Source organism: Paenarthrobacter sp. TE3676 (assembly GCF_056279165.1).
Genome location: NZ_JBWBQU010000006.1, coordinates 135939 through 155232, shown reverse-complemented (window position 1 = coordinate 155232; position 19294 = coordinate 135939). Strand labels below are relative to the sequence as shown.

Genomic DNA, 19294 nt, shown 5'->3' with positions numbered 1-19294 from the left:
GATTGACCTCAACATTAGTTGAGGTTCTAGGCTGACGTCCATGACCTCTGACACCTCAACGGCCGGGATACTGCGCCGCCCATACCTGCTTGCCACCGTAGGGGCGTGCGCACTTGTGTTCCTGAGCGCATTCGAGTCCCTCGCAGTGACCACCATCATGCCGCTCGTCAGCCGCGACCTGGACGGAGCCAGCCTCTACGCGCTGGCTTTTGCAGGCCCACTGGCTACAGGCGTGATGGGCATGGTGGCGGCAGGAAACTGGTCGGACCGTCGTGGTCCGGCGGCGCCTTTGTACACCTCCGTGGCGTTGTTCGTGGCTGGCCTGCTGATCGCTGGTACGGCCGGAACCATGGAGATGCTGGTGCTGGGGCGACTAGTACAAGGACTTGGTGGCGGCGCGATGACCGTGGCCCTCTACGTGTTGGTTGCCCGCGTGTACCCGCCGGTGCTCCACCCCAAGATCTTCGCCGCCTTCGCCGCGTCCTGGGTGGTTCCTTCCCTGGTGGGTCCATTCGCGGCCGGTGTGGTGGCCCAACTGAGCAGTTGGCACTGGGTGTTCCTGGGGGTTGTGGGCCTGGTTGTTCCAGCTTTGCTGATGGTGGTGCCGGCCGTGCGGGGGATGAATTCCGAACCCGCCTCCGAGCCCGTTCCCTGGGCCTTCGGTCGTATGGGGTGGGCGGCGCTCGCCGCCGTCGCTGTCCTCGGACTGAACCTGTCCGCGGAGGTGCCCGGCTTCGGCGGGGTGATTGCCGTCGTCGCGCTGGTCATTGCCCTTATCGCGGTGAAGCCGCTGGTTCCGCGGGGAACCCTCACCGCCCGACGCGGTCTGCCCAGTGTGATCCTGGTCCGCGGGCTGGCATCTGCGGCGTTCTTCGGGGCCGAGGTGTACCTGCCGTACCTGCTGACTGAGCGCTACGCGTTCACGCCGACGTTCGCGGGGCTGACACTGACCGGAGCCGCGCTGGCGTGGGCCGGGGCGTCGGCGATCCAGGGGCGGCTCGGTGCCCGGCTGGCCGACGATCTCGCCGTGAAGATCGGCGCTCTTTTGGTGTTGATAGCCGTGATCTCAACGCTGGTGACCGCAGCGCTTAGCCTGCCCGCGGCAGTTGCCATCGCTGGTTGGATCCTTGCTGGCGGCGGCATGGGGCTCATGTACCCGAGGCTGTCCGTGATGACGTTGGCGCTCTCCACCGAGGAAAACCAAGGCTTCAACAGCGCGGCCATGTCCATCTCCGATTCCCTGGGTGGCGCACTGTCCCTCGCCGCTACGGGACTTGTCTTCGCTGCATTCACGACGACGAACTCGTTTGCGGGGGTCTTCGCACTGACGGCGATCATCGCCGTCGTCGGGGTAGTCATCGCGCCGAGGGTCGCCGCCCGCTCGGGTGGGATGAGCAAGGCTAGGGCGGGTGTGGGTGAGCCGGGTGCCCAAGCGGGCGCCCCCGGTGCCCAACCCGAGTTCACGCACCACTCCTGACTCGTTGTGGGGCCTGCTTTGCAGGGTATTGCCGCCCGGAAGGGTGCAGATCGGGCCTCTCAACGCGGGGTGGGCTCGTTGTGGGGCCTGCTTTGCAGGGTACTGCCGCCTGGAAGGGTGCAGATCGGGCCTCTCAACGCGGGGTGGAACGGGGGCCTGACCAGCCCCGATGCGGGCCCGCAGGAGAAACACTGCTAAGCTAGGAACACTTGATGTGCGGTGACGCCCTGAAGCAGGTGGCCTGACAGGCTACGCGACGGGGCATTTTTCATGTGAGAGGCACATCCTGCGTCGATGAACGCGTTCCATTTGGTCCCGGCCAACGCTGTTGAAGCGAACCGGTAGACCACCTGACTTTTCCTCGGCGAACCCCTGGCCCAACCGGCGTCGGGGGCCGATGTCCGCAACTGGACACCGCCCGAAAGACATGAAGTTTATGACTACTTTTGCTGCCCTTGGCACGCCCAAGCCCATTGCTGAATCCCTCGCCGCCGATGGCATCGAAGAGGCATTCCCCATCCAGGTGAAGACCCTCCCGGATACGCTCGCAGGTCGCGACGTCCTGGGCCGTGGCCGCACCGGCTCCGGCAAGACCATCGCTTTCGCCATCCCGCTCGTGGCCCGCTTGGCCGAGCGCGAAGCAAAGCACTTCCGTAAGCCGGGCCGCCCCATGGGCCTCGTCCTTGCACCGACGCGTGAACTGGCAACCCAGATCAACGCCACCATCGAGCCGCTGGCCAAGGCCATGGGCCTGAACACAACGGTCATCTATGGCGGCATCTCCCAGGCACGCCAGGAAAAGGCGCTGCGCGCCGGCGTCGACATCGTCATCGCCTGCCCGGGCCGCCTCGAAGATCTGATCCGCCAGCGCATCCTGACCCTCGAAGCCGTTGAGGTCACCGTGCTGGATGAGGCAGACCACATGGCTGACCTGGGCTTCCTCCCGGTCGTCAAGAAGCTCATGGACATGACCCCCACCCAGGGTCAGCGCCTGCTCTTCTCCGCAACGTTGGACAACGGTGTTGACAAACTGGTCAACCGTTACCTCTCCAACCCGCTGACGCACTCCGTGGACGATCCTCAGGCCGCTGTCACCACCATGGAACACCACGTCCTGGTGGTCAACGACCAGACCGTCAAGAAGCAGCTCATCGTTGAACTGGCCTCCGGCGCCGGCCGCCGCGTCCTCTTCATGCGGACCAAGCACCACGCCCGCAAGCTTGCCAAGACCCTCACCGACGCCGGCATCCCCGCCGTCGACCTTCACGGCAACCTGTCGCAGAACGCCCGCGACCGTAACCTTGCCGAGTTCTCCAACGGTGACGTACGCGTCCTGGTGGCCACTGACGTCGCAGCCCGCGGCGTGCACGTTGACGACGTCGAACTCGTCATCCACGTTGACCCGCCCACAGAGCACAAGGCATACCTGCACCGCTCCGGCCGTACGGCACGCGCCGGTTCCGATGGCACCGTGGTTACGCTGACGCTCCCCGAGCAGCAGAGTGACGTCAAGAAGCTCATGAAGGCTGCCGGCGTTGACGTTTCGTTTGAGCGCGTCACGGCAAGCTCCCCCTTGGTTTCAAAGCTCGTGGGTGACATCGCGGACAAGGTTGATCCCCGCACCCGTGCGGCCCTCCTCGCTGCGAAAACCCAGCAGGGTGGCGGCACATCCACCGGCGCCAACGCCCAGCGCAAGCGCGCACGCCGTTCCACGCAGGCTGCTCCCACCGCTGGTGGTCGTGGCGGTCGCAATGGACGCGGAAAGGTCGCTGCTGAGCCTGTTCGCACCGACGTCAACCGCGCTGAGCGTCGCGCAGCAATGAACGACGATGTCGCCCGCAGCCCGCGCGGTCGCGGCAAGGCTGGCGCTACTCACCGCAACGACGTTCCGGGCTCGCAGGGCCAGAACGGTCGCAGCGGCCGCCCGGCTACCGGCCAGCGTTCAGCTTCGGCTCCGCGCACGGCATCCACCACGAGTACTCGTACCGGCGGAAACAAGGCCGTTTGGTCTTCCGCAACGGGCGCTACGTCCGGGGGATCCTACGGCTCGGGTGCCTCAGGCAACTCCGGTCGCGGTGGTTCCGGTGCAGGTCGTCCGGCACGCAGCGGCCCGCGTCGTGCGTCGGCTCCCGCGTCCAACGAGCGTCGCGGCCGCTAACCTCCCCGTTGTGAGGCCCGCTCTGCGCACTATTCCCTAGGTTTAGCGTGCAGAGTAGGCCCCGCAACTCACCAGCCTCGGGCGCGCCACTCCTCAAGGTGTGGCCGCTCGGCGCCGAGGGTCGTGGGCAATCCATGGCCCGGGTGCACCAAGGTCTCGTCCGGATAAGCGTCGAACAGTCGCTCCGACACGTCGTTCAACAGAGAAGTGAAGCGTGCAGGATCGTTCTGTGTGTTGCCGACGCCTCCCGGAAACAACGAGTCTCCACTGAAAATGTGGGCAGGTCCGTTCGGATCCTGGTACACGAAAGCGATCGAGCCCGGGGTGTGTCCGCGCAAGTGGACCGCCGTGATCTCGAAGCCATCGAACCGCTCGACGTCGCCGTGACCAAGCCGGACATCCACTGGAACCGGCAACGCATCGGCGTCGTCCGCTCCAGCTGAGGTGGGTGCCCCGGAAACGGCGACCAACTCCGGCAGCGCCCGGACGTGGTCCCAGTGCTGGTGAGTGGTGGCAATCCTGGCGAGCTTCGGCGTCGCGGCAGTATCTGCGGCACTGTCCTGGAGCAGCTGCTGAATGGCCGGAAGGTCGTCGGCGGCGTCGATCAACAACTGCGCACCCGTGGACTTTGCGGTCAACAGGTACACATTGTTGTTCATCTCGCTGACCGAAATGCTGCGGATAGTGACGTCGCGCAGTGAGTGAATAAGCGAATCCATCGTGCCAGTCTATGCAGTTGCCGGGTTGGCTTCGCGGCCCTGTGAAACCCAGTTGGGGTCGGCAGAGCGTGAACCCACGACGGCGGCCGCAGCTTGGTCGAGCCTCTCAAGCTGCGCTGTTCCCAGTTGCAGGGACAGCGCCCCAAGGTTCTCGTCGATCCGGTGCGTCTTGCGCGTGCCGGGGATGGGAACCACAGAAATCCCAAGGCGCTGACCTTGGGTAAACAGCCAAGCCAGGGCTACCTGGGCCGGAGTTGCATCCAGCCCGCTGGCTACCTCGCGGACCGCGGCCACTACGGCCTGGTTCGCATCAAGTGCCTCGTCGCCAAAACGGGGGATCTTATGGCGGAAGTCATCTTCCCCAAGGTCGCTCGCGCTGACGGTTCCCGTAAGGAATCCGCGGCCCAGCGGGGAGTAAGGCACGAACCCAACGCCAAGTTCCTTGGCCGCAGGCACAACGTTGAGCTCAACATCCCTGCTCCAGATGGACCACTCGCTCTGGACTGCGGCAATGGGATGGACGGCGTTGGCCTGCCTGAGCTCCTCGGCTGTCACTTCAGACAGTCCGAGGTGCCGGACCTTGCCCTCTCGGACCAGCTCCGCCATGGCCTCCACGGTTTCCACTATCGGAACGCGGAGGTCACGGCGGTGCATGTAGTAGAGGTCAATCACGTCAGTGTCCAGGCGGCGGAGGCTCGCTTCCGCCGCTTGCCTGATGTAGGGCGCATCCCCGCGGACTCCCGTGTACCCGTCCGCGGGGTTGCCCTCAATTCCGAACTTCGTGGCCACTTGGATCTCGTCGCGCCGCTCCTTCAAGAGCCTGCCCACCAGTTCCTCGTTACTGCCCGCGCCGTAGACGTCTGCGGTGTCGATGAACGTGATGCCCGCGTCCACTGCATGCCTGAGCGTCTGCAGGCCTTGCTCGGGTTCAATCCCACCGTAAACAGGTGTGAGGGCCATTCCACCGAAGCCGAGGGGGCTGACCTTGAGGCCGTCGCCGAGCTGAACTGCAGTCATGAACTTCTCCAATGCGCGTTTGGGTGCTCTTGAAAGCATGAACTCAGTGGCTCACATGGGTATTCCTGTTGGCGCCAGAATTGGCGAAGGGTGCCCGGTGTGTGGCGGTCAGCCCGGGGCACGCTGGGCCCAATTCGATGGCTTACTGCGCATTCGATGGTCGGAAACGTCTAATGCGCAGCGAGCCATCGAAACGGAGCGAGCTTCCTCCCCGGGGAACCGGGCAGGAGCGCTACGGAGCAGTGCTACTCGGCCTTGGCTGCGGCCTTGTCAGCGGGCAGGGCCTTCAAACCGGCAGCACAGCCCACGATTCCCGCGATGAACAGCAGCTTCAGCGGGCTCGCGGATTCCACACCTGTGATCATGGCCCACCCAACGGTCAGTGCAGCGCCGATACCCACCCACACCGCGTAGGCAGTGCCGAGGGGGATTCGCTTCACTGCGATACCCAGTCCGAGCATGCTCAGGAGGGCAGTGATGGCGAAAACCACAGTGGGCATGAGTTGCATAAAGCCGTTGGAGAGGCCCAAAGCTGTGGCCCATACGGCTTCGAGCAGCGCTGATGCCAAGAGGATGACCCAGAAGACTCCGTTGCCGGAGTTGCCGGAGTTGCCGGAGTTGCCGGTGTTCTTGATGTTTCCAGTGTTCTCAGTCATGGCTACGCCACCACCTTCAGGCCAACTACACATGCACCGATGCCCGCAAGCAAAAGCAGCCGGGCCGTCGTCGCGCGTTCAACCTTGGTGACCATCGCGTACGTTGCGGTCAGTACGACGCCGACGCCAACCCACACCGCATAAGCCGTGCCTGTGGGGATGGACTGCATCGCGATGGCGAGTCCGGCCATGCTGGCAACAACGGACACCAGGAAGACGACGGTCGGAACGGGTTTACGGAAGCCCTTGGACCGGTGGAGCGCTGCGGCCCAGACGGCCTCGAGTGCTCCGGAAAGAATGAGAATTATCCACGACATGACATTTCCTTTGGCCAGTCTTGTCGCATTCCGGGTACTGAACCGTCGTCCGGAGGTTCCAGAGCGGAACCTTCATTTCAGGCTAGCAACTCCCGTGCGGGGTGGCCACTTCTGGTGGTTAACGTCACCAGCTCAGGAGTGGGACTCCACATGGTCGATCGAGATCACAGCGATGAAGCCGCGGCCCGAGATTTCCGGGCTGCGGGTATCGGAGCCGACCACGGCGTCATACCGTGAGAGCTCAACAGGTTCGGCCGCGCTGGTTGCCGGGGCGTCGCCGTCGGGCTCTTCCTCCACAGCCGCGCCGGGCGCAACAGTCGCCTTACCCTCCAGCAGGACGGCAAGCTGGCCTTCGAAGACCGGGTGCGCACGCTTCTTGGAAATCTCCACAATGGACGTGTAGCCCTTGAAGGCTCCCTCCCGGGCGATGACATTCAGATCCCGGATGTCCCCTGTCGGAAGAGTGGCCCCCGACGCAGCCTCGCCCGAGAAACGGAACGGTCGGTACTTCTCGAGCGGGTGCTCGGATCCGTCCACCGTGAGGAGGAGCAGTTCGCCGTCGATGATGGTGATGACGCGTTCCATCCCGGGGAAAGTTGAGAACTCGCCCGCTTTTGAAACGTCTGCGATGCTGACCCGCCAATCCCAGGCATTGTCCTGCGCCGAGGCGGCCTTCGGGTGGCTGGCGAGTTCGCGTGTCACCCCGCCCCCGTTGCGCCAAGGTTCGGGACGGATGTCGGCAAAGCGGATAATCTCCATTCGACCAGCCTAGTGGTGGACGCAGCTTCTGCGTTGGCATTGCGGCTTGCTACCGTCATATGTGGAAAACGTTGCGACTAAAAGCTGGAGGCGCTCAAATGTTCGTCAAAGTGTGCGGCTTGAGCACGCCGGAATCCGTGCGTGAAGCCGTCGACGCCGGTGCAGACGCGGTCGGCTTCGTGCTCACCTCCAGCCCTCGCGAAGTCAGCCCGGACCAGGTGCGCATTCTGCTGCCGTTGGTTCCGGAGGGTGTTCACGCCGTGGGTGTTTTCCGGCACGAGGACGCCGCTGACGCCGTGGCAACGGCTCGAGCTGCCGGACTCGAGTGGGTGCAATTGCACGGGCACCGAACGGCCGGCGACGTCAAAACAGTGCACGACGCCGGGATGCGGCTCATCCGGGCCGTCACCATGGGCGCCTCCCAGGACGAGTTCGCGGATCTGGGCGAAGAAATATTCCTGATCGATGCGGCAGTGCCGGGCTCGGGGGAGTCCTGGGACTACGCGTCAGTGCGGGCAAAGGGGCTGGATGGCCGGGAGTGGCTGCTTGCCGGGGGACTCGAATCCGGCAACGTGGCTTTCGCTGCGGCTGCTGCCGGTGCTTGGGGAGTGGACGTTTCTTCCGGCGTAGAGGCATCCCGCGGAGTGAAGGACCTGGCAAAGATCCGCGCTTTTGTCGAAGCTGCCAAAGCCTAGGCTCGGTTACCGTGTCAGTGGGACACCCTGGACTCGCTCACGACGACACGATTTACTCGAACGCACCACTACTTGGATATCGAACATCACCGAAACCAGGAGTTAAGCAATGAGTACGGAACAGCACACCCTGACCATGAGCCGCGAGTTTGATGCTCCCCGCGAGAAGGTTTTTGAAGCCTGGATGGAGCCAGACAAGCTCACTCAGTGGTTCGGGCCCGTGGAGGTGGAAGCTCCCCGCGACCAGATCATCGTTGAGCCCCGCGTTGGTGGCATCTGGCAGGTGGTGATGGTGTGGTCGGACGAGAACGGTGAGCAGTCGGCACCCATTGAAGCCACCATCACCGAGCTGAATAGCCCGGCTCTTTTGGTTGCCCAGGCCAAGGCTGCTCCTGACGCTGACCACGAGTACGAGGAAATGCACCTTGAATTCGAGGACCTCAACGGCCGTACCCGGATGAATCTTACGCAGGGTCCGTTTGCTTCCCAAGAGTGGGTTGAGATGACACGCGACGGCTGGGGCACCTCGTTCGACAAGCTGGACGGGCTCCTGGCCGGTTGAGCCACTGATGAAGCCCGCGGCGTAGGGTCCTGGAAGTCAGGGAAGATTCAGGGCAGACCCCTAGGCTTTTTGTCGTGCCCGCAGGGGAGAATGAAGACTATGAAAACGCTCCTTAACATCATCTGGCTTGTCTTCGGTGGGTTCTGGCTGGCGTTGGGTTACTTCGCGGCAGGCATCATTTGCTGCGTGCTCATCGTCACCATCCCGTGGGGTATCGCTTCGTTCCGGATCGGTGCGTACTGCCTGTGGCCCTTCGGCCAGATGGTGGTTGAGAAGCCGGGCGGTGCCGGGGTGTTCGCGCTCCTCGGCAATGTGATCTGGCTTCTGGTTGCGGGCATCTGGATTGCGATCGGCCACGTGGTCACGGCAGTCGCCATGGCCATCACGATCATCGGAATCCCGCTGGCCATCGCCAACTTGAAGCTGATCCCGGTTTCGCTGATGCCTCTCGGTAAGCAGATCGTGCCCACCAACCAGCCGTTCGTCAGCACCTACCGCTAGGCCGGCTCCGCCCGTTTAGACGACCCGCTGCAGGACAGACGATTCCTACCGTCTAAGCTGCAGCGGAGCGTCTCATCGGGGGAAGAGAACGTACGGCAGCTGCCGTTGCGGCGCATCCGGTTCGCTAGGGATAGCCGCTCACGCGAGTTCGCTGGCGAGGTTCCGGCGCGCAGCGTCGAGCCAGAGTGCTTTGGCGCGTTCGCCATGGAACAGCGGGTCCAGCCGCAGGAGATCGCGCACGACGGCGGCGCGACCCTTCGCGAAGTCTTCGTCGCTGACGCGGGCGTAGTCTTCGCGGACGGCGGCCAAGTAGCGTGCGTAGGACTCCGGGTCGCCGCCGAGCACGGAGAGGTCGGCGTCGCAGAGAAGTGCACCGGCGTAGTCACCCGTCTTTGGGCTGTGCGAAGTCGTGAGGCGGACCAGGCGCGCCACCTCCGCCACCTCGTGGGGAGCCAAACCAGTGGCGGTGAGCCGGTCCTCGGCCAAGCGTGCGGACTCTTCTTCGTCCTGCCCCGCAACCCCTTCGTAGACGGCATCGTGGAACCACGCTGCCAGCAAGACAGTTCGCGCAGGCTGTTCGGGTTCCGTCAGCACGTCCAAGGCTTCAAGGACTGCCAGGAGGTGGGTCCGGCTGTGGTATTTCCTGCCGTCCTCGCCCCAACGTTCAAGCAATTCAAGGCCCAGCTCCTCGTGACCTGGGTAGGTGCTGTTCCAACGTTCCATCAAAGGTACTGTCAATGCCTTGCTCCGTTCACGAGCCGGGATGCGCAGTCCGCTGGCAATGAGCTTGCGGACCAGGATGCGGGCCTCCACAGGGATGGCGCCCGCGGAAACGAGGTCGTCATAGCGGCGTTCCGGGACATCATAATGATCTCCGTCGAAGGCCCGTTCGGGAACCCCGGAAGCGGCCGCGAAAGCGTGCAGCTCATCCAGCGAGGTGTCCGAAACGAGGTGCGAAAAGACGGTTCCGTGCGCTGGCCACAGGGGCGGATCGACGTAGATGGCCATTGCCAAAGTGTACCCATGTGATCCTTCCCAGTTGCCGGCCATCGGGACGTCTACCGCCGTGCTGCCGTCCCGGAAGTACAGGCTTCACTGCCCGCGCTGATCACGGCAACTGGGAAGGAGTGCGGGGAACTCAGTGCTGGGCGGGCAGGATGTTCTGGTTGCCGCGGAACACGTTGTCAGGATCGAATTCTCGCTTCACCAAGGACAGTCGCCTGTAGTTCTGTTCTCCATAGGCCGCCATGATCCGGTCCTGCCCTTCGTCACCAATGAAGTTCAGCCACACGCCGCCCGTGGTGTGCGGGGCGATGTCCTGCCGGAACTGTTTGACCCAGGCTTTTGCCTCCTGTCCGCCCTCCCGTGTTTCGGACAGACCGAAGGGATGGCTGACCCAGGCTGCGCCCCGGTGCTGCAACGGAGTATTCGCTGCAGCAGGGCCGCCCACGGCTCCGCCCCAACGTGCCACCAACTGCTGCGAGTGCGGTCCCGGAAGGCGTTGAGCCGAGTCGACCAGAAGATCCAGTGCGTCGTCATTGAGCTCGTTATGGTAGTCCGCGCTCCAGTAGTTGTAGTGGTCCGGAGGGTCATCGATCATGCATTGGAAGTCCGCATATTGCATGGGCGAGACCAGATCCACGGAGGGGCCGAGTTCCTTGAACGGTTTGACGTGCTCTTCGCCGGCCTCAACATCACCCGCGTAGATGTAAGCCATCCCGACGGCGAGCTTGCCCACCATCTCTTCCGGGACGAACTCTTCCGGCGGGGCGGTGAGGTACACGAGGGCTGTCCCCACGGCGTCGGGCGCCTCCAACGCAAGCCCCCGGAAGGCGCGCGACAAATCCTTCGCATCCTCCCCTGGGAACAACATGAGGCCCGCCATCACGGTGGGTCCAAGGTCGTGCAGCTTGAACGTCAAGGACGTAGCCACACCGAAGTTACCGCCCCCGCCGTGGAGGGCCCAGAACAACTCGGGGTTTTCGCCGGGACTGGCGGTAACCCGTTGCCCGGAGGCCGTGACCAGATCGACGGAGAGCAGGTTGTCGCACGCGAATCCGTACGAGCGCTCCAACCATCCCGAACCACCGCCCAACGTGAACCCCGAGACTCCCGTGGTGGACGCGCGCCCGCCCGTGACAGCCAGCCCGTACTGCTGGGTTGCGCGGTCCAATTCGCCCCAAGTCAGCCCCGCGCCCACCGTGGCGGTCTTCATCCCGCGGTCCACGCTGATGGACTTCATGGGACGGACGTCAATTACCAGGCCGTCGTCGTTGGTGGACATGCCCGCCACCGAGTGACCGCCTGAGCGCACGGCGACGTCCAAATTGTGGTTGTGCGCATAGCTCAGCGCTTCAGCCACGTCGCCGGGATCAGAGCATTTGGCGATGACAGCCGGTTTGCGGTCGATCATCGCATTGAAGAGTTTTCGGGCTTGGTCATAGTCCGGGCTGTCCGGACGAATCCATTCCATGGGACGTTCCTTCGCATCGGAAACTCTCCCCTAGAACAGGGTACGTCCGCACCTCCCATCGGACCATGGGTAAAGCAAAGAAGTACGACGACGGCGGCGCACCACTTCGCGCCAAGCGCACCCGAGCTTACGGGCGCGTCATGCGGTAACGGGAGCACCGTGCAGCTCACTATCGCTTGGCGGTCACCTAACGTATGCGGCGGATCAGGTAGCGAAGATCCGCAAATACGGAACTATGATGCATTTATGCCGCAGATACGAATATCCGAAGCCGCGCGCTTTCTTGGGGTCAGCGACGACACCGTGAGGCGATGGACGGAAAACGGAACGCTTACTGCCCGGAAGGACTCAGCCGGGCGCCTCGCAGTGGATGGCTTGGAACTGGCCACGCTTGCCCGCGACCAATCCCATCTCCCCGACGACCCCTCCCGGGCCGGAAGCTCAGCCCGAAACCGCTTCATCGGACTGGTTACCGGCATTACCGCGGACAAGGTCATGGCCCAAGTAGAGCTTCAGTGTGGTCCGTTTCGCGTTGTGTCGCTGATGAGCAGCGAAGCCGTCCGGGAGCTCGGGCTGGAACTCGGTTCGGTAGCCACAGCCGTGGTGAAGGCCACCACTGTCATCATCGAAACACCGCAGGGAAAGAGCGTCATATGAGGATCAGCCGCAAGCCTTTAGCCGCAGTGTTGATTGCGGGTGCCCTGGCGGTGAGCCTGGCAGCCTGTGCCCCCGGGACCACACGTCCATCCACAGGATCGGCCAACCCGGAGTCGTCGATGTCCGGGGAGATTACCGTTTTCGCGGCGGCATCCCTGAAAACGACCTTCACCCAGCTGGCCAAGGACTTCGAAGTCCAGCACCCGGGAACCAAAGTCACTCTCAGCTTCGCAGGGTCCTCTGACCTGGTCACGCAGATCACCCAGGGTGCCCCAGCGGACGTTTTCGCTTCAGCAGATACCAAGAACATGGCCAAGCTCGCCGACGCGGATCTCGTGGACGGCACGGCAACGAACTTCGCCACCAATGTCCTTGAGATCGCAGTCCCGCCCGGCAATCCGGCGTCGATCTCTTCCTTCGCGGACCTCGCCAAGGCCGGCGTGAAAGTGGTGACCTGCGCCAGCCAGGTTCCCTGCGGCGCTGCAACGAAGACAGTCGAAAAGGCGACAGGAACCTCGTTGAGCCCGGTCAGCGAGGAATCATCCGTGACCGATGTCCTGGGCAAAGTTACCTCGGGCGAAGCCGACGCCGGCCTGGTCTACGTTTCGGACGTCAAAGCGGCCGGCAATAAGGTCCAGGGCATCCCCTTCCCCGAGTCGGACAGGGCCGTCAACACCTACCCCATTGCCACGGTTGGCACCAGCAAGAACAAAGAACTAGCAGCTGCGTTCATTGCAAACGTCACTAGCGAAACCGGCAAGAAGGTCCTTATGGACGCCGGCTTCGGAACGCCGTAGCGGAGGCCAGGGCATCGTGATCAGGCGCAGCGGCTACCACGGCATTCCGCGGTGGATTTATGTCATCGCAGCTGTGGGTGGACTCCTGATGGTGCTTCCCTTGGCGGCGATGCTGCTGCGGGTGAATTGGCCGCAATTCATTCCACTCATCACGTCGGAGTCGTCCCTTGCCGCCCTGGGCCTGAGCCTAAGGACGTCGGCTGCCAGTACCGTCCTCTGCGTCGTCTTGGGGGTTCCGTTGGCGCTGGTGCTTGCCCGCGGCGAGTTCCCCGGACAAAGGCTCCTCCGCTCCTTCGTCCTGCTGCCGCTGGTGCTGCCGCCCGTCGTCGGCGGACTTGCTCTCCTGTACACGTTCGGGCGGCAGGGGCTCCTCGGAAAGTCCCTTGAACTGGCTGGGACCCAGATCGCGTTCTCCACCTCGGCGGTGGTTTTGGCCCAGGCTTTCGTGGCCCTGCCGTTCCTGGTTGTCAGTCTGGAAGGCGCACTGAGATCGGCCGGAAGTAGATACGAAGCTGTGGCGGCGACCCTCGGGGCGCGGCCTACTACCGTTCTTCGTCGCGTCACGCTTCCACTAGTGCTGCCTGGGCTTGCGTCCGGTGCTGTGTTGTCGTTCGCGCGAAGCCTTGGCGAGTTCGGTGCCACGTTGACCTTTGCCGGCAGTTTGGAGGGCATCACCCGCACCTTGCCGCTCGAAATTTACTTGCAGCGTGAGGCCGATGCGGACGCCGCCGTCGCGCTGTCGTTGGTGCTGGTGGCGGTTGCAGTTGCGGTGGTTGGGCTCAGCTATGGGCGCCGGCGAAGCAGCACTCCTGTGGAGGTCCAGCCATGAGCTTCGAGCTGCAGGCAAGCGTCCGCGCCAGGAACTTCGACATGTCCCTAAGCCTCGCTGAAGGTGAGACTGTGGCCATACTCGGTCCGAATGGTGCCGGGAAGTCCACTCTGCTGGGCGTGATTGCCGGGCTGCTGCGGCCGGATGCCGGCTCGGCGCGAATCGGCGACAAAGAACTGTTCAAGCTCGACGGCGGCACTCACTCTTGGAGCCCGCCACATCTGCGGGGGACTGCGCTTCTGGCCCAGGAGGCTCTCCTGTTTCCGCATCTGAATGCCTTGGACAACGTGGCATTCGGGCCGCGAAGCGGGGGTGCTTCGAAGGCGGCCGCACGGGAAATTGCACAACACTGGCTGGCCGAAGTTGATGCCCTGCCACTGGCTGACCGGAAGCCCGCCCAGTTGTCTGGAGGGCAGGCCCAACGCGTCGCCGTGGCACGCGCCCTGGCTGCTCAGCCCGAGTTGTTGCTCCTTGACGAGCCGATGGCCGCCCTCGATATTCACGCAGCACCATTGCTCCGCCGCGTCCTCAAACGAGTCCTGCGGGACCGCAAAGCCATCATCGTCACGCACGACATCCTGGACGCCTACATGCTCGCCGACCGAGTCATCGTGGTGGAGGAGGGGCGCATCACGGAAGAAGGACCCACTCGTCAGGTCCTTGAAAGACCACGAAGCCACTTTGCCGCCGGCCTCGCTGGCCTCAACCTCGTCGCCGGGACCATTGCTTCCGAGGGAATTACGACGCCGGATGGCCGGCTTTTCGCGGGCCGGCATGATCCGGACTGGTCACCAGTACCCGGCCAGGCAGGCGTGGCCGCCTTCCCGCCGTCGAGCGTTTCCGTCTTCCTGGGCGATGTGCACGGAAGCCCCCGTAATTCCTTCCCGGTGACCATCACTGACCTGGAACCCTACGGTGATCAGATCCGCGTCCGTGCCAGTGGGGTGCAATCGGCACAAGCTTTGTCAGCCGACATCACTCCCTCCGCATCCGCCGACCTGGGCCTGGTGCCGGGCATGGAAGTGAGGTTTGTGGTCAAGTCCGCGCTGGTGTCGGTCTACCCGGCCTGAAATACGCTTGGCCGAATACCCCTGGCGCTACTCGCGATACATCCGCTCCGCATAGGACGGCCCGTAGTAGGCCTCCAGATCCTCCAGTGGTGTTTCGGGTTGCGTGTAGGTCTGGGACAGCATGGCGATGCTCGGCAGGCCGTCAGTGTCCCAGGTTTCCGGTTGCCACAGTCCGCTCCGCATGAAGGCCTTACCGCAATGCGTGAACACTTCCTCCACAGCAACCACAACAGCGGCGCGCGGCCGGTGCCCCTTGACCACCAGGTGATCGAAGAAGTCGGCGTCACGGACAATCTGTGCCGTGCCATTGATCCGCAGGGTATCCGTTCTGCCCGGGACTATGGACAGGATTCCTACGTTCGGGTTCTCCAGGATGTTGTGGAAGCCGAAGGCGAGCTTGTTGCCGGGGCGTTCCGGTATGGCGATTGTGTGCTCGTCCAGGACATGAATGAAGCCAGCTGGGTCGCCCTTGGGTGAGGCGTCCACGCGCCCGTGCGCATCCGAAGTCGAGATCACGCAAAACGGGCTGGCGGCCAGCCTTTGGCGGTCGAAATCGCTGAGGGATGTGCGCACTTTCCGGCGCACACGGTCCAAGGGCAATCCGATCAGTTCTTCGAGTTCATCCACGCTGGAAATGGTGTCCATGGCCCCAGCCTACGGGTGTTTTTTGGCCCGTGGACCGCTCGCGCCACTTGCCGCCATCCGCGCCGGTTCTCGCTGGTGCGATAGGCGGATACGGGAGCGAGAGCTATGAGAAGACCCCCGATATTCACATAGCCATGGTTTTGTATGGACAGCAGTTTCGCCGTGGGCAAACATGGAACTCAATGGGCCAAAAAGCAAAGTTGAGCGTAGTAGACTCAACTTTGTAATCATAGGTATCACTCCAGAAAGGGAGCACTCTTTGGACGTCAAATTCACCACCAAAAGCCAGGAGGCCCTTTCTGCGGCCGCCATGAACGCCTCGACTGCCGGCAACCCGCAGCTTGAGCCTGCCCACCTGTTGAAAGCCCTCATGGACCAGCGCGAAGGCGTTGCCGTTGCGCTGTTGCGTGCCACGGGAGCGGACCCTGATGCCGTGAGCGTTCAGGCTAGCTCAGCCATTAAATCGCTGCCGTCGTCATCGGGCAGCTCGGTCCAGCAAGCCCAGTTGTCCCGCCAGTCCATGCAGGCCATCCAAGCTGCCCAGAACGAGGCCGACAAGCTCGGCGATTCCTTTGTGTCCACGGAGCACCTACTGCTCGGACTCTCGGCCGGAAGCGACGCCGTGGGTAAGTTAATGCGCGACGCCGGCGCCTCCCACGAAGCGCTGCTCGCCGCCCTGCCGGGTGTCCGGGGGGACAGGAACGTCAACTCTCCGGATCCTGAAAATACCTTCCAGGCCCTGGAGAAGTTCGGCACGGACCTGACCGCCGTCGCCCGCTCGGGCAAACTGGATCCCGTCATCGGACGCGACAGCGAGATCCGGCGCGTCGTCCAGGTCCTGAGCCGCCGTACCAAGAACAACCCCGTGCTGATCGGTGAGCCGGGCGTTGGCAAGACCGCCGTCGTCGAAGGCCTTGCGCAGCGGATGGTGGCCGGCGACGTCCCCGAAAGTTTGCGCGGCAAAACGCTCATAGCCCTGGACCTCGCGTCCATGGTGGCCGGTGCAAAGTATCGCGGTGAGTTCGAGGAACGCCTGAAGGCAGTCCTGGAGGAGATCAAGAACTCCAACGGCCAGATCGTGACGTTCATCGATGAAATCCACACGGTTGTGGGTGCCGGCGCCACGGGTGAAAGCGCCATGGACGCGGGGAACATGCTCAAGCCCATGCTGGCCCGTGGTGAGCTGCGCCTGATTGGTGCCACCACCTTGGACGAGTACCGCGAGAACATTGAGAAAGACCCTGCACTGGAACGCCGCTTCCAGCAGGTCTATGTTGGCGAGCCCAGCGTCGAAGACACCATCGGCATCCTTCGTGGCCTGAAGGAACGTTACGAGGCCCACCACAAGGTGGCTATCGCCGACTCTGCTTTGGTCGCGGCCGCAACGCTGTCCAACAGGTACATCTCGGGACGCCAGCTTCCGGACAAGGCAATCGACCTCGTGGACGAGGCCGCGTCCCGGCTGCGCATGGAGATCGATTCCGCCCCGGAAGAAATTGACCAGCTCCGCCGCGCCGTCGACCGTTTGACCATGGAGGAACTGGCTCTGCAAGGGGAAACGGATCCTGCTTCGGTGGAACGGTTGGCTGCGATCCGAGCAGACAAAGCCGACAAAAATGAAGAGCTCAGCGCTTTGAACGCGCGCTGGGAAGCTGAGAAAGCCGGACTCAACCGGGTGGGCGATCTCAAAGCGAAAATCGACGAACTGCGTTCCGTTGCGGACAAAGCCCAGCGCGAAGGCGACCTCGAATCGGCCTCACGGATCCTTTACGGAGAACTGCCTGCCCTCGAACGGGAGCTGAGCGCCGCTGCTGAGGAGGAGTCCGCCCGGAGCGATTCGAAACCGGAACTGATGGTTGCCGAGGACGTGACCGCTGACGACATTGCTGAGGTCATCTCCGCCTGGACGGGCATCCCTGCCGGACGAATGCTCCAAGGTGAGTCCCAGAAGCTCCTCCACATGGAAGAGGAACTCGGCAAGCGCCTCATCGGCCAGACCAAAGCCGTCCAGGCCGTCTCAGACGCTGTGCGCCGTGCCCGTGCCGGTATCAGCGACCCCAACCGTCCTACGGGCTCGTTCCTGTTCCTCGGTCCTACGGGCGTCGGTAAGACGGAGCTGGCCAAGGCCTTGGCAGACTTCCTCTTCGATGACGAACGCGCCATGATCCGGATCGATATGTCCGAGTACAGCGAGAAGCACTCAGTCGCCCGTCTGGTGGGTGCCCCTCCGGGATACGTCGGCTACGAAGAAGGCGGCCAACTCACAGAGGCTGTCCGTCGCAGGCCCTACTCCGTCGTGCTGCTCGACGAGGTGGAGAAGGCCCACCCTGAGGTCTTTGACATCCTCCTGCAGGTTCTCGACGACGGCCGCCTCACCGATGGCCAGGGCCGCACCGTGGACTTCCGCAATACCATCCTGGTGCTGACCTCCAACTCCGGAAGCCAGTTCCTTGTGGACCAGTCGCTGGATGCAAGGGCCAAGCGGGACGCCGTCATGGCCGTGGTCCAGGCATCCTTCAAGCCCGAGTTCCTGAACCGGCTGGATGAGATCGTCCTCTTCGATCCGCTGACAGTCGAGGAACTTGCCCGGATCGTTGAGCTGCACGTCGCCGAGCTGAGCAACCGGCTCCGCGATCGCCGCCTAAGCCTTGAGGTAACCGATGGGGCACGCGCATGGTTGGCCATGTCCGGCTTTGATCCCGCCTACGGTGCACGGCCGCTGCGCAGGCTGGTTCAACGGGAGATCGGCGACCGCCTCGCCAAGGAGATTCTTGCAGGCGAAATCAGCGACGGCGACACAGTGCTCGTGGATACCGCTGCGGACCTCGACGAACTCACCGTTGAAGGCTTCGAAGCGCTGACAGGCCCCGACGGCGGCGCTCCCGCAGGTACGGGCCTCACGGTTCGTCGGAAGTAGGGTTTCAGGCTACTTCGCGAGGAGATCTTCGGTGATGGTGTTGCCGGAATCCACCACGATGAAGCAATCAACGCGGCGGTCGCCCCGATCCCAACTGGTGGTGCTCGGGTAAACGTTCTGCTGAAGCAGCACGTAATTGTCGGCCGCTGCGTTGAGCTTCACGTCCTTGCAAACCTCGCGCCCTTTGTCCCTGAGGGCATTGGTTCCCGGGAATGATTCGTCAGCCCCGTATGAGTGGACGGCGCCGAGTTGGGCCGAGTGCTCGGTGTCGCAGGCTACGGCCCTGGCTTTTGAGGCGTTGGCATCAAAGTCGGCAAAGCAGTCACCCACTTGGAAGTCCTTAGCCTCTGCATCACGGGGGAGTGGGCCGGCGGTCGGAGCTGCACTGGGTGTGGACACGGCGGCTTCCGGCCGGGTGCCCAGCAAGTTGAGCAGGACCCAAATCACAACGCCAATGAGTATGAGCACGCCAACAACGATTCCGCCGATAACCAACCGCTGCCGCTTGACCGGATCACCATGAGGTTCCGGCTGTCCGTGCAGGGCTTGATCGCCCTGCGGCTCCGGCCTCCATTCCTGACCCGTGTATGGCTGTTGGCCGGCGAAGGGTTGCTGCCCCGCGTAAGCAGGCCCATTGGCGTAAACGGGTGCATGGGCATTTTCCGGCGACGCTGAATCCCCAGCTGGCTGTGCATCCGTGGGTGGCAGCGCGGGATCGGGCTGGCCTGCCGGATTGGTAACAAAGTCAGGATCGAGCTCGGGTGCGGGACCCGGTTGCAGACCCGAGGGTGGCACCCAGGGAGCGGATGGCGGTTGCTGACCCGGCGAGGGTGGTGTTTGGGGCGCAGGGGGCACTCCATCCTCGCCTTGTTCGCGTCGTGAACCGTCACGGGGTGAAGTGTTGTCCTGGCTCATATTCCGGGGTGTGCCTTCCTGCTGTGGAGCCGCATTGAGGCAGACTCTACCCAATTTTTGCTTCTCTTGGAGGTGTAACCGCGTGGTTTCAACCGTAGTCGGCCCGGTCGCGGGGCCGTGGTGGCGCGCA

General features: G+C 63.4%; 19 protein-coding genes and 1 riboswitch. Of the genes, 10 read left to right on the top strand and 9 right to left on the bottom strand.

What is annotated here, in order from left to right; translation table 11 throughout:
- Positions 1-40: 40 nt before the first annotated feature.
- Positions 41-1477, top strand: a complete 1437-nt coding sequence (locus ACZ881_RS15430; protein WP_476116723.1) for an MFS transporter — start codon at positions 41-43, stop codon at positions 1475-1477.
- Positions 1478-1913: 436 nt separating this feature from the next.
- Entirely contained in the window at positions 1914-3635 is a 1722-nt protein-coding gene (locus ACZ881_RS15425; protein ID WP_178995961.1) for a DEAD/DEAH box helicase, read from the top strand.
- A 68-nt stretch (positions 3636-3703) separates the two neighbouring features.
- Here ACZ881_RS15425 and ACZ881_RS15420 read toward each other — a convergent pair whose 3' ends face one another.
- The 5 genes from ACZ881_RS15420 to ACZ881_RS15400 all read right to left on the bottom strand — a co-directional run bounded on the left by ACZ881_RS15420 (position 3704) and on the right by ACZ881_RS15400 (position 7103).
- Positions 3704-4354 (bottom strand): MBL fold metallo-hydrolase, encoded by a 651-nt coding sequence (locus ACZ881_RS15420; RefSeq protein ID WP_476116721.1) that lies wholly within the window; start codon positions 4352-4354, stop codon positions 3704-3706.
- A gap of 9 nt (positions 4355-4363) precedes the next feature.
- Complete coding sequence (locus tag ACZ881_RS15415) at positions 4364-5371, bottom strand: aldo/keto reductase (protein WP_476116718.1); 1008 nt, start codon at positions 5369-5371, stop codon at positions 4364-4366.
- Between the two features lie 245 nt (positions 5372-5616).
- Complete coding sequence (locus ACZ881_RS15410) at positions 5617-6027, bottom strand: DMT family transporter (protein WP_476116716.1); 411 nt, start codon at positions 6025-6027, stop codon at positions 5617-5619.
- Between the two features lie 2 nt (positions 6028-6029).
- Complete coding sequence (locus ACZ881_RS15405) at positions 6030-6344, bottom strand: DMT family transporter (protein ID WP_089596307.1); 315 nt, start codon at positions 6342-6344, stop codon at positions 6030-6032.
- 9 nt (positions 6345-6353) lie between these two features.
- Positions 6354-6419, bottom strand: a riboswitch (guanidine-III (ykkC-III) riboswitch).
- A 57-nt stretch (positions 6420-6476) separates the two neighbouring features.
- Positions 6477-7103, bottom strand: coding sequence for a HutD/Ves family protein (locus ACZ881_RS15400; RefSeq protein WP_476116714.1), 627 nt, complete (start codon positions 7101-7103; stop codon positions 6477-6479).
- Positions 7104-7201: 98 nt separating this feature from the next.
- Between ACZ881_RS15400 and ACZ881_RS15395 the strand changes: the two genes are divergently transcribed.
- The 3 genes from ACZ881_RS15395 to ACZ881_RS15385 all read left to right on the top strand — a co-directional run bounded on the left by ACZ881_RS15395 (position 7202) and on the right by ACZ881_RS15385 (position 8861).
- Positions 7202-7798, top strand: a complete 597-nt coding sequence (locus ACZ881_RS15395; RefSeq protein ID WP_091470114.1) for a phosphoribosylanthranilate isomerase — start codon at positions 7202-7204, stop codon at positions 7796-7798.
- Between the two features lie 109 nt (positions 7799-7907).
- Positions 7908-8360 (top strand): SRPBCC family protein, encoded by a 453-nt coding sequence (locus tag ACZ881_RS15390; RefSeq protein ID WP_476116712.1) that lies wholly within the window; start codon positions 7908-7910, stop codon positions 8358-8360.
- A gap of 99 nt (positions 8361-8459) precedes the next feature.
- On the top strand, positions 8460-8861 hold the full coding sequence (locus ACZ881_RS15385) for a YccF domain-containing protein (RefSeq protein WP_091470118.1): 402 nt from the start codon (positions 8460-8462) through the stop codon (positions 8859-8861).
- A 138-nt stretch (positions 8862-8999) separates the two neighbouring features.
- Here ACZ881_RS15385 and ACZ881_RS15380 read toward each other — a convergent pair whose 3' ends face one another.
- A complete protein-coding gene (locus tag ACZ881_RS15380) occupies positions 9000-9869 on the bottom strand; it encodes a DUF4031 domain-containing protein (RefSeq protein WP_364309090.1) in 870 nt (289 codons plus the stop codon).
- 130 nt (positions 9870-9999) lie between these two features.
- Positions 10000-11334, bottom strand: coding sequence for an FAD-binding oxidoreductase (locus ACZ881_RS15375; protein WP_476116709.1), 1335 nt, complete (start codon positions 11332-11334; stop codon positions 10000-10002).
- Positions 11335-11580: 246 nt separating this feature from the next.
- On the opposite strand from ACZ881_RS15375, the gene ACZ881_RS15370 reads away from it, so the two are divergent.
- From ACZ881_RS15370 to ACZ881_RS15355, 4 genes are read left to right on the top strand one after another with little or no spacing between them, the layout of a single operon-like run.
- Positions 11581-11991, top strand: coding sequence for a TOBE domain-containing protein (locus ACZ881_RS15370; RefSeq protein WP_054809108.1), 411 nt, complete (start codon positions 11581-11583; stop codon positions 11989-11991).
- Positions 11988-12788, top strand: a complete 801-nt coding sequence (gene modA / locus ACZ881_RS15365; protein ID WP_476116707.1) for a molybdate ABC transporter substrate-binding protein — start codon at positions 11988-11990, stop codon at positions 12786-12788. Before ACZ881_RS15370 ends, modA begins: the two co-directional genes overlap by 4 nt.
- A gap of 16 nt (positions 12789-12804) precedes the next feature.
- The gene (locus tag ACZ881_RS15360) at positions 12805-13617 is read left to right on the top strand and encodes an ABC transporter permease (protein ID WP_476116705.1); all 813 of its coding nucleotides are present in this window, start codon (positions 12805-12807) and stop codon (positions 13615-13617) included.
- Complete coding sequence (locus ACZ881_RS15355; RefSeq protein WP_476116703.1) at positions 13614-14687, top strand: sulfate/molybdate ABC transporter ATP-binding protein; 1074 nt, start codon at positions 13614-13616, stop codon at positions 14685-14687. The genes ACZ881_RS15360 and ACZ881_RS15355 overlap by 4 nt, the downstream gene beginning before the upstream one ends.
- Positions 14688-14714: 27 nt before the next feature.
- On the opposite strand, the gene ACZ881_RS15350 is transcribed toward ACZ881_RS15355, so the two are convergent.
- A complete protein-coding gene (locus ACZ881_RS15350; RefSeq protein WP_476116701.1) occupies positions 14715-15332 on the bottom strand; it encodes an MSMEG_1061 family FMN-dependent PPOX-type flavoprotein in 618 nt (205 codons plus the stop codon).
- Between the two features lie 259 nt (positions 15333-15591).
- On the opposite strand from ACZ881_RS15350, the gene clpB reads away from it, so the two are divergent.
- Entirely contained in the window at positions 15592-18249 is a 2658-nt protein-coding gene (clpB, locus tag ACZ881_RS15345) for an ATP-dependent chaperone ClpB (protein WP_429330587.1), read from the top strand.
- A gap of 9 nt (positions 18250-18258) precedes the next feature.
- Here clpB and ACZ881_RS15340 read toward each other — a convergent pair whose 3' ends face one another.
- Complete coding sequence (locus tag ACZ881_RS15340; RefSeq protein ID WP_476116699.1) at positions 18259-19044, bottom strand: septum formation family protein; 786 nt, start codon at positions 19042-19044, stop codon at positions 18259-18261.
- Between the last annotated feature and the right edge of the window lie 250 nt (positions 19045-19294).

Coding starts and splice junctions, on each gene's coding strand:
- ACZ881_RS15350 (WP_476116701.1), bottom strand. CDS start 15,332: ATGGACACCATTTCCAGCGTGGATGAACTCGAAGAACTGATCGGATTG.
- ACZ881_RS15410 (WP_476116716.1), bottom strand. CDS start 6,027: ATGACTGAGAACACTGGAAACATCAAGAACACCGGCAACTCCGGCAAC.
- ACZ881_RS15405 (WP_089596307.1), bottom strand. CDS start 6,344: ATGTCGTGGATAATTCTCATTCTTTCCGGAGCACTCGAGGCCGTCTGG.
- ACZ881_RS15395 (WP_091470114.1), top strand. CDS start 7,202: ATGTTCGTCAAAGTGTGCGGCTTGAGCACGCCGGAATCCGTGCGTGAA.
- ACZ881_RS15415 (WP_476116718.1), bottom strand. CDS start 5,371: ATGACTGCAGTTCAGCTCGGCGACGGCCTCAAGGTCAGCCCCCTCGGC.
- ACZ881_RS15385 (WP_091470118.1), top strand. CDS start 8,460: ATGAAAACGCTCCTTAACATCATCTGGCTTGTCTTCGGTGGGTTCTGG.
- ACZ881_RS15420 (WP_476116721.1), bottom strand. CDS start 4,354: ATGGATTCGCTTATTCACTCACTGCGCGACGTCACTATCCGCAGCATT.
- ACZ881_RS15370 (WP_054809108.1), top strand. CDS start 11,581: ATGCCGCAGATACGAATATCCGAAGCCGCGCGCTTTCTTGGGGTCAGC.
- ACZ881_RS15375 (WP_476116709.1), bottom strand. CDS start 11,334: ATGGAATGGATTCGTCCGGACAGCCCGGACTATGACCAAGCCCGAAAA.
- modA (WP_476116707.1), top strand. CDS start 11,988: ATGAGGATCAGCCGCAAGCCTTTAGCCGCAGTGTTGATTGCGGGTGCC.
- ACZ881_RS15430 (WP_476116723.1), top strand. CDS start 41: ATGACCTCTGACACCTCAACGGCCGGGATACTGCGCCGCCCATACCTG.
- ACZ881_RS15390 (WP_476116712.1), top strand. CDS start 7,908: ATGAGTACGGAACAGCACACCCTGACCATGAGCCGCGAGTTTGATGCT.
- ACZ881_RS15355 (WP_476116703.1), top strand. CDS start 13,614: ATGAGCTTCGAGCTGCAGGCAAGCGTCCGCGCCAGGAACTTCGACATG.
- ACZ881_RS15425 (WP_178995961.1), top strand. CDS start 1,914: ATGACTACTTTTGCTGCCCTTGGCACGCCCAAGCCCATTGCTGAATCC.
- ACZ881_RS15400 (WP_476116714.1), bottom strand. CDS start 7,103: ATGGAGATTATCCGCTTTGCCGACATCCGTCCCGAACCTTGGCGCAAC.
- ACZ881_RS15380 (WP_364309090.1), bottom strand. CDS start 9,869: ATGGCCATCTACGTCGATCCGCCCCTGTGGCCAGCGCACGGAACCGTC.